Here is a 6,794-nt window from a genome sequence, read left to right as displayed (position 1 = left end):
CGTTCGCCGCCGCGGCCGAAGGCGGCCTCGCCCAACTGACCCTGCCCGCCCAAGGCCGCCAACGAACTGTTCTGCAAACCCAAACCCACACCCGCCACCACTGCAACCATGCTGACCCCCGGAAATTGGACTGTTCGGAGAGTCTTATCTAGGCGATCGATAAAAAGTTTAGGTGGCCAATGAAAAAAATTTCAGCGAAGGTCTACACCGCCTCACCTCACCCCCTCAGCCGGCCGCTGACGCCGCCGGGCGGGTTCAGGCTCCATTCGCTGATCAGCACCATGCCGTCGGCGGTGGCCACCAGGAGGCTCAGCGCATTGGACAGGATCAAGGAGCCCGGCGGGTAAGCGTGGCTCTCTCGCCAGCCTTGTGCGCGGTGCACGTGCACGGTGACGCCGTTGACCGCGGCCAGGCATTCGAAATCGCCGAAGGCGCGCACTCGGCGCATGACGTCCTCCACCGGCAGGCTGAAATCCAGCACCCGTTCTTCGTCCCGCCACAGCGGCCAATAGCTGCTGTTTTCACCTTGCGGCTGGGCCTGATCCCATAAGGAGGCGAAGTCGCCGGCCACTCGCCCCGCCAGCCGGTACAACGCCAGTTGCAGTTTCGCGTCCAGCGATTCATGGGTTTCGTCCGGTCTCAAGGCGAACTGCTCCTGCGCCAGCACATCGCCGGCGTCCATTTCCCGGGTCAATTGGTGACAGCTGCAGCCCCATTGTCTATGGCCGTCCAGGATCGCCTTCACCATGGGATAAGGTCCGCGGCCGATGGGCAGTGGCGACGGATGGAAGTTGACCGCGTAATTCAGATAAGGCTCCCAGTCCGGCACCCGCCAGTTATAGCTGGCCACCAGCAGGACTTCGCAATCCTGCTCCGCCAGCTCCAGCAAATCGCGCTCGCGCATCCGCGACAGCTGCACCGGCACGCCCAGGCGCTCCGCCGCCGCCAGCGACTCCTTGTGGTGATGCATGCGATGGTCCACCGGGGTGCAGAACAACTTCAACGGCTGCCAGCCGGCGTGCAGGAACACGTCCAGCACCGGCTTGAAGCGATCGGACAAGGTAATGGCAAAACGCATGACGGCATCCCGGCGGTTCAGAGGGCTGACTTGTTTATAACAAGACAATCCGAACGAGACTGCCTGTCTCACGGAAATTAACAGAATCTCCCCGCAAGGCTGGCACGCCGTTTGCAACTGGCAACGGGTCAAGTCCTTGTTCTGACGCGAAAACAGGCCAAACTCGCCGCCAGACGGCAATTCTCTCCGCCACGGCGGCATGGATTGCCGCCCGCGCCGGCAAAACGTCAGAACCAGGCCGGCAATGGAAGTCGAGCTGCTCCGTGAGGCTCACGACCGACAACTCCATCATGACTTTGCGGGAGAACATTCATGTCAGTCAGCAATACCAGCGGCATCGACACCGGCGGCAACGCCTGGCAACAACGTAAAGCCGTTCACCAGCAGCGCCGCCAGGATTTCCAGACCATGATCAACGACGTGCGGCAAGGCGATCTGGGCGGCGCGCAGCAAGCCCTCGCCAGCCTGCAGTCCGCGGCGTCCGGCGGCGCGACAAGCGGCTCAAACGCCGCCAACGCCGGCGGCCAGGACTTCGCCAGCCTGATCAACTCCATGCAGACCGACGGCAGCGTCGCCGCCGCCGGCGACGCGTCAGCCAGCAATGCCGGCGGCAACGGCGATCTGGCCGTGCTGTTCCAGCAGATGCTGAGCCAGTTGCAGGCGGCCAGCTTCGGCGGTTCGGGCAATAGCGACGCCGACGACGCCTTAAGCGCGCTGAGCGGCGCCTCCTCGGCCTCATCGCCCAACTCGCTGTTCAACAACCTGGGCCAGGATCTGGGCAGCGGCAACCTTAAGCAGGCGCAGCAGGATTACCAGCAGTTGCAGCAAAGCTTGCAGACGGCGGCGCAAAACCAGCCGCCTCACCATCGCCACCATCACCATGGCGGCGCTCAGGTTCAGGCGGCGCTGGCGGCCTACCAGGCCAATAGCGGCGACGCCGGCCAGACTCAAGCTTCCGCGGGCTGAGCGCCCTTTTCCCGCCGGACCTCGGTTTAAGCCGGGTCCGGCTTATTATTTTTACCGTTGAAATGAAAATCCATTCCACGCCGATAACGCCGCCCGCCCTCTCCCCAAGGCCCCGCGCCGCGGACACCGCCGCCTTCGACCCCGAGCTTGCGCCGGCCGCCCCGGAACCGACGCCGGAACCCGCTCAAACCAGCCGTCCACGCCTGGACATGGCGACGCTGGTCCGGCTGCTGCTGATGCAAATGCAGCTCAAGCTCAGCCAGTCCGGCGACGCTGCCGAGGACACGCTCAAGCTAGCCACCGGACAAGACGCGCCGGCGTCTTCGTCCGGCTCGCTAATCGACGACGCCGGCCAGGCCGCCGCCGCCGACGCGCAAGCCGCCGCAGTTCAAGCCGGCGGCGAAGCCATGCCGCAGACGGCCGCGTCCAGCGCGGCCCTGCAGGCCTACGCCGGCGCGGGCGCCCCGCCCGGCAAGCCGCTGAGCAGCGCCTGAGCGCGCGCCTGTACCTCTATCTACGCCACTGTGCTAACCTGCCTTATTGGCGGCGACGCCCCGTCCGCGCTTCCGCGTGCGCGGCCCGCCGCCCGACCGCCGGCCCGATAGCGGGCCGCTTGTTTACGCAGGATCTGGCGCGCCAATGAAATTGCACTTCACCAAAATGCACGGCCTCGGCAACGACTTCATGGTTGTCGACGGCGTGAGTCAAACCATTCCCCTGAGCGCGGAGCGCATCCGTCAGCTGGGGGATCGCCACTTCGGCATCGGCTTCGATCAATTACTGCTGGTGGAGCCTCCGCGCTCTCCGGACAACGATTTCCGCTACCGCATCTTCAATAACGACGGCGGCGAGGTGGAGCAATGCGGCAACGGCGCGCGCTGCTTCGCCAAATTCGTGTCCGACCACGGCCTCACCGCCAAATCGCAGATCCGGGTGGAAACCGCCAAGGGCGTGATCGCGCCGGAGTACCTGGGCGACGGCCAGGCCCGGGTGGACATGGGCCGGCCGCGCTTCGCTCCGGACGAGATTCCGTTCCAGGCCGAGCGCGAGGCGGTATGCCACGATTTGCAAGTCGAGGATGCGACCTTGTCGGTCAGCGTGGTGTCGATGGGGAACCCCCACGCGGTGCAGGTAGTCGCAGATGTAGCCTTGGCTCCGGTGACGCGCGTCGGCGCGGCCATCGAAAACCATCCCCGCTTCCCGGAACGGGTCAACGCCGGCTTCATGCAGGTGCTCGCCCGCGATGAAATCCGTCTGCGCGTGTTCGAACGCGGCGCCGGCGAAACGCTGGCCTGCGGCACCGGCGCCTGCGCGGCGGTGGTGGCCGGCATCCGCCGCGGCCTGCTGGACCGGCGCGTGCGGGTGCACACCCGCGGCGGCGAACTGACGGTGGAATGGCCGGCCGACGACGCCGCGGTCACCATGACCGGCCCCGCCGTCACCGTGTTCCAGGGCGAAATCGAGATTTAACGGCCCGCCGCCGGCAAACGGCGGCGGGCTCGCAACAACAACACAGCCGTATAGGGGGTTATGAATCATGCAGACAGATGATGTGCTGGCGTTTTTGGACCAACACCCGGACTTTCTCGCCCACCATGCCGAAAGACTCGGCCTGAAGCCGGGCGGCGCGCCGCAAGACCGCGTGGTGGTCTCGCTGGCGGAACGCCAAATGCTGGACCTGAAGGACCGCAACCGCCAGTTGGAATCGCGTTTGCAGCAGTTGATCCGCCACAGCGAAGCCAACGACCGCATCATCGCCAGCGCCCATCAATTGGCGCTGACGCTGCAAGCCTGCCTGAGCCTGCAAGACGTGCTGAACGCGCTGCCCGCCTGCTTCGCCGAGCATTTCAAGCTGAAGCGCGTGGCGCTGCGGCTGTGGCATCCGGCGGCGGAGTCCGCCGGCCCGGCCTACGACGCCCGCAGCGAGGTGGCCGCGCTGGCGCGCAATCTGTCCGCGCCCTATTGCGGCCCCTACGTCAACGACGACGTGCTGGCCTGGTTCCCGGCCGCGCCGGTATTGCAGTCCTTCGCCCAACTGGCGCTGCGCGACGGCAAGGGCCAGGCCTTCGGCCTGCTGGCGCTGGCGTCGGACGATCCGCAACGCTTCACCTTCGACATGCACACCCACTACCTGGCCCAGATAGGCGAGCAGGTGTCCGCCGTCCTGGTCCGCGTACTGGAGGCTCAATGACGGCGACGCCCACCGGTTGGTTCCTGCTCGTTCTGGTCGCGCTATTCTACCTGCACATTCTGTGGCGCTTGATCGCCAGCCGCGACGGCATCGCCCAGCTATGCTTCGCGGCGTCCTTCTTCATCCTGGCGCTGATCTTCCGCGCGGACCCCTTCCTCACCGTGCTGTCGCCGGTGTTGCTGCCCTTCTGTTACGCCTACGCCTGGCTCGGCATCGCCGCCGTGCTGTGGTCCGCCAGCAGCTTGCGGGTCAGCCGGCTTGGCCTGGCCTTCCCCGAACGCCAGCCGCAGCTGGCGGCGCTGATGGCCAGCCAGCTCAGCCTGCATCTGGGCATCGTCGCTTTTTCACGCTTGCTGGACTGGCGGCCGCTGCTGTCCTACCTGATGGCTCCGCCGCTGATCATGGTCGTCAGCTACGCCTGTTACCGCGCGCTCTTGTACGTGATGCGCCGTCAGCCGGAAGCGCGTCTGCCCTGGACAGTGTTCGGCGGCATGACCGTGATCAGCCCCCTGCTGGTGATGTGGCTGTCCGATTGGCTGGCCCCCATCGTGCTGGGCCTGACCTGATCCCCCGCAACGACGTCCATAAAAAACCCGAGTCTTTCGACTCGGGTTTTTTTGACGCCGGACAAGCTCTCCGGCGCTTTATCGAATCCACTTACTTCTTGCCGGCTTCGATGGTGATGTTCAGCTGCAGATCGTCGCCCACCGCCGGCGCGTAAGCGCCCACGCCGAACTCGCTGCGCTTGATGGTGGCGGTGGCGTCGGCGCCGCACCACGGCTTCTTGGCCATCGGATGGGAATCCACGCACTTGAAGTTGGTCACCGTCAGCGTCACCGGCTTGGTCACGCCGTGCAGGCTCAGTTGGCCGTCCACCGCCGCCAGCTTGTCGCCGTTGAAGGTGAATTTGTCGGATTTGAACGTGATGGTCGGGTACTTCTCAACGTCCAGGAAGTCCGGGCTGGCGATGTGCTTGTCGCGCGCCGCCCAGCCGCTGTCGTGGCTGGCGGTCTTGATCACGATGTCCACCGAGCCGGTTTTCTTGGCCTGGTCCAGCACCACGGTGCCCTTGGTGTCGTTGAAACGGCCGCTCAGCGTGGAAAAGCCCAGGTGGCTCAGCGAGTAGCCGGCATGGGTGTGCGAGCTGTCCACTTCGTAAGTGACCGGGGCGGCTTGCGCGCTGCCCAGCACGCCCAGCGTCATCACGGCGGCAAACAGAGTCTTCATTTTGGTCGTCACGTCGGTTTTCTCCAGGGTAAAGAAAGGCAAGATCACTTGCCGGTCAGAACGAATTTGTATTTGACGGTCACCAGATCGGCGATCGCCTCGGTGTCGTCCCAAGCGCCGTCGCCCACCTTGAACTGCAGGCGTTGCAGCGGGAAGCTGCCTTGCAGCGTGGTTTCATTGCCCGCGCTGGCGGCGGTGAAGGTGGACACCACCTCGCGGCTGACGCCCTTCAGGCTCAGGGTGCCGCGGGTTTCGAACTTGCCGCCGCCAAGGGCCTTCACCGATTTGGCGGTGAAGGTGGCCTTGGGCAGGCTGGCGATATTGAAGAAGGACGCGCCGCGCACCGTGGTGTTGCCGTCGGCGCTGCCCACGTCCACGCTGCCCAGGTCCACGGTGAACACCGCCTTGGTGGCCTCCGGCTTGGCGGCGTCGAAGCTGACGTTGGCGGCGAAGCTCTTGAAGCGGCCTTCGGTGGGCACGTTCATCTGCTTGAAGGTAAAGCCCAGCGTGCTCTTGGCCGCGTTCAGCGTTTGCGCGGCCTGGGCCGGCGCCATGGCCAGCGCCACGGCGGCGCTCAGGGCGAGGGAAGTCAGAAATTTCATGCTTGAGGATCTCCTTTGCGACAGGACGGCAACATCCGCGCCAGTGTGGCGTCGCGATCGATAAAGTGATGTTTCAATGCCGCCAGCGCGTGCAGGCCGACGATGGCGACGATGGCGTAAGCCATCAGCGCGTGGCTCCAGCCCAGCACATGGCCCAGCGCTTCGTTCTTGTCCACCAGGTCCGGCAGTTGCACCAGGTTGAACCATACCACCGGGTAGCCCTTGGCCGAGCTCATCAGCCAGCCCACCAAGGGCATGGCCAACATCAGCGCGTACAGCAGCACGTGGATCAGACCGGCGGCCTTGAGCTGCCAGGCCGGCTGCCCGGGCAAAGGCGCCGGCGCGCCGCGGCGCGCGCGCCAGACCAGGCGCAGCACGGCCAGCGCCAGCACGCTGATGCCCACCCATTTGTGCCAGGCGATCAAAGAGGCTTTCAGTTTGAAACTGGCCGGCGAAGTGATTTGCATGCTGTTGAAATACCAGCCCATGATCAGGGCGGCAATGATCAACAGCGCAATCAGCCAGTGCAGGGCTATCTGTGTCGGACTGTAGCGTTGCATCGAATTCCTTATTACAAATGAGCGGCAGATTAAAACTTATCATGCCCGTTAATCATAAAAGCGCGCCCATTGCCGTCATAGCGAAATTATTAGCGCAAAAGATTCAAATTTTCTGAACAACCGCCTGGCGACGCAATGGCAGTTGAGATTGGGAATCACTATGAATAACA

At 64.5% G+C, this 6,794-nt stretch carries 9 protein-coding genes; 5 read left to right on the top strand and 4 right to left on the bottom strand.

From position 1 onward, the window contains the following. Positions 1–217: 217 nt before the first annotated feature. Positions 218–1,078, bottom strand: coding sequence for a methionyl-tRNA formyltransferase (locus NK214_RS15310; protein ID WP_253314910.1), 861 nt, complete (start codon positions 1,076–1,078; stop codon positions 218–220). A gap of 312 nt (positions 1,079–1,390) precedes the next feature. Here NK214_RS15310 and NK214_RS15305 point away from each other — a divergent pair, with 312 nt between their 5' ends. From NK214_RS15305 to NK214_RS15285, 5 genes are all read left to right on the top strand, one after another. Further along, positions 1,391–2,044 (top strand): hypothetical protein, encoded by a 654-nt coding sequence (locus NK214_RS15305; RefSeq protein WP_227108002.1) that lies wholly within the window; start codon positions 1,391–1,393, stop codon positions 2,042–2,044. A gap of 209 nt (positions 2,045–2,253) precedes the next feature. Beyond that, the gene (locus tag NK214_RS15300; protein ID WP_107799384.1) at positions 2,254–2,538 is read left to right on the top strand and encodes a hypothetical protein; all 285 of its coding nucleotides are present in this window, start codon (positions 2,254–2,256) and stop codon (positions 2,536–2,538) included. 145 nt (positions 2,539–2,683) lie between these two features. Further along, the gene (gene dapF, locus NK214_RS15295) at positions 2,684–3,514 is read left to right on the top strand and encodes a diaminopimelate epimerase (RefSeq protein WP_253314909.1); all 831 of its coding nucleotides are present in this window, start codon (positions 2,684–2,686) and stop codon (positions 3,512–3,514) included. Positions 3,515–3,581: 67 nt separating this feature from the next. Beyond that, complete coding sequence (locus NK214_RS15290) at positions 3,582–4,235, top strand: DUF484 family protein (protein ID WP_235088928.1); 654 nt, start codon at positions 3,582–3,584, stop codon at positions 4,233–4,235. Continuing rightward, positions 4,232–4,801: a hypothetical protein gene (locus tag NK214_RS15285; protein WP_107799387.1), complete on the top strand. Its 570-nt coding sequence runs from the start codon at positions 4,232–4,234 to the stop codon at positions 4,799–4,801. The genes NK214_RS15290 and NK214_RS15285 overlap by 4 nt, the downstream gene beginning before the upstream one ends. A gap of 91 nt (positions 4,802–4,892) precedes the next feature. On the opposite strand, the gene NK214_RS15280 is transcribed toward NK214_RS15285, so the two are convergent. The 3 genes from NK214_RS15280 to NK214_RS15270 are packed head-to-tail and all read right to left on the bottom strand — an operon-like array spanning position 4,893 to position 6,624. Beyond that, complete coding sequence (locus tag NK214_RS15280; RefSeq protein WP_233246675.1) at positions 4,893–5,474, bottom strand: YceI family protein; 582 nt, start codon at positions 5,472–5,474, stop codon at positions 4,893–4,895. A gap of 32 nt (positions 5,475–5,506) precedes the next feature. Then, a complete protein-coding gene (locus tag NK214_RS15275; protein WP_227107992.1) occupies positions 5,507–6,064 on the bottom strand; it encodes a YceI family protein in 558 nt (185 codons plus the stop codon). Beyond that, positions 6,061–6,624, bottom strand: a complete 564-nt coding sequence (locus NK214_RS15270; protein ID WP_107799389.1) for a cytochrome b — start codon at positions 6,622–6,624, stop codon at positions 6,061–6,063. The genes NK214_RS15275 and NK214_RS15270 overlap by 4 nt, the downstream gene beginning before the upstream one ends. Between the last annotated feature and the right edge of the window lie 170 nt (positions 6,625–6,794).

Source organism: Chromobacterium sp. S0633 (assembly GCF_024158805.1).
GTDB lineage: Bacteria > Pseudomonadota > Gammaproteobacteria > Burkholderiales > Chromobacteriaceae > Chromobacterium.
Note: the sequence above shows the minus strand (reverse complement) of the source record. Positions and strands in the feature narration are given on the sequence as shown.

Bases quoted from the DNA above. Each gene is read 5' to 3' on its own strand.
- NK214_RS15310 (WP_253314910.1), bottom strand. From the start codon at position 1,078: ATGCGTTTTGCCATTACCTTGTCCGATCGCTTCAAGCCGGTGCTGGAC.
- NK214_RS15305 (WP_227108002.1), top strand. From the start codon at position 1,391: ATGTCAGTCAGCAATACCAGCGGCATCGACACCGGCGGCAACGCCTGG.
- NK214_RS15300 (WP_107799384.1), top strand. From the start codon at position 2,254: ATGGCGACGCTGGTCCGGCTGCTGCTGATGCAAATGCAGCTCAAGCTC.
- dapF (WP_253314909.1), top strand. From the start codon at position 2,684: ATGAAATTGCACTTCACCAAAATGCACGGCCTCGGCAACGACTTCATG.
- NK214_RS15290 (WP_235088928.1), top strand. From the start codon at position 3,582: ATGCAGACAGATGATGTGCTGGCGTTTTTGGACCAACACCCGGACTTT.
- NK214_RS15285 (WP_107799387.1), top strand. From the start codon at position 4,232: ATGACGGCGACGCCCACCGGTTGGTTCCTGCTCGTTCTGGTCGCGCTA.
- NK214_RS15275 (WP_227107992.1), bottom strand. From the start codon at position 6,064: ATGAAATTTCTGACTTCCCTCGCCCTGAGCGCCGCCGTGGCGCTGGCC.
- NK214_RS15270 (WP_107799389.1), bottom strand. From the start codon at position 6,624: ATGCAACGCTACAGTCCGACACAGATAGCCCTGCACTGGCTGATTGCG.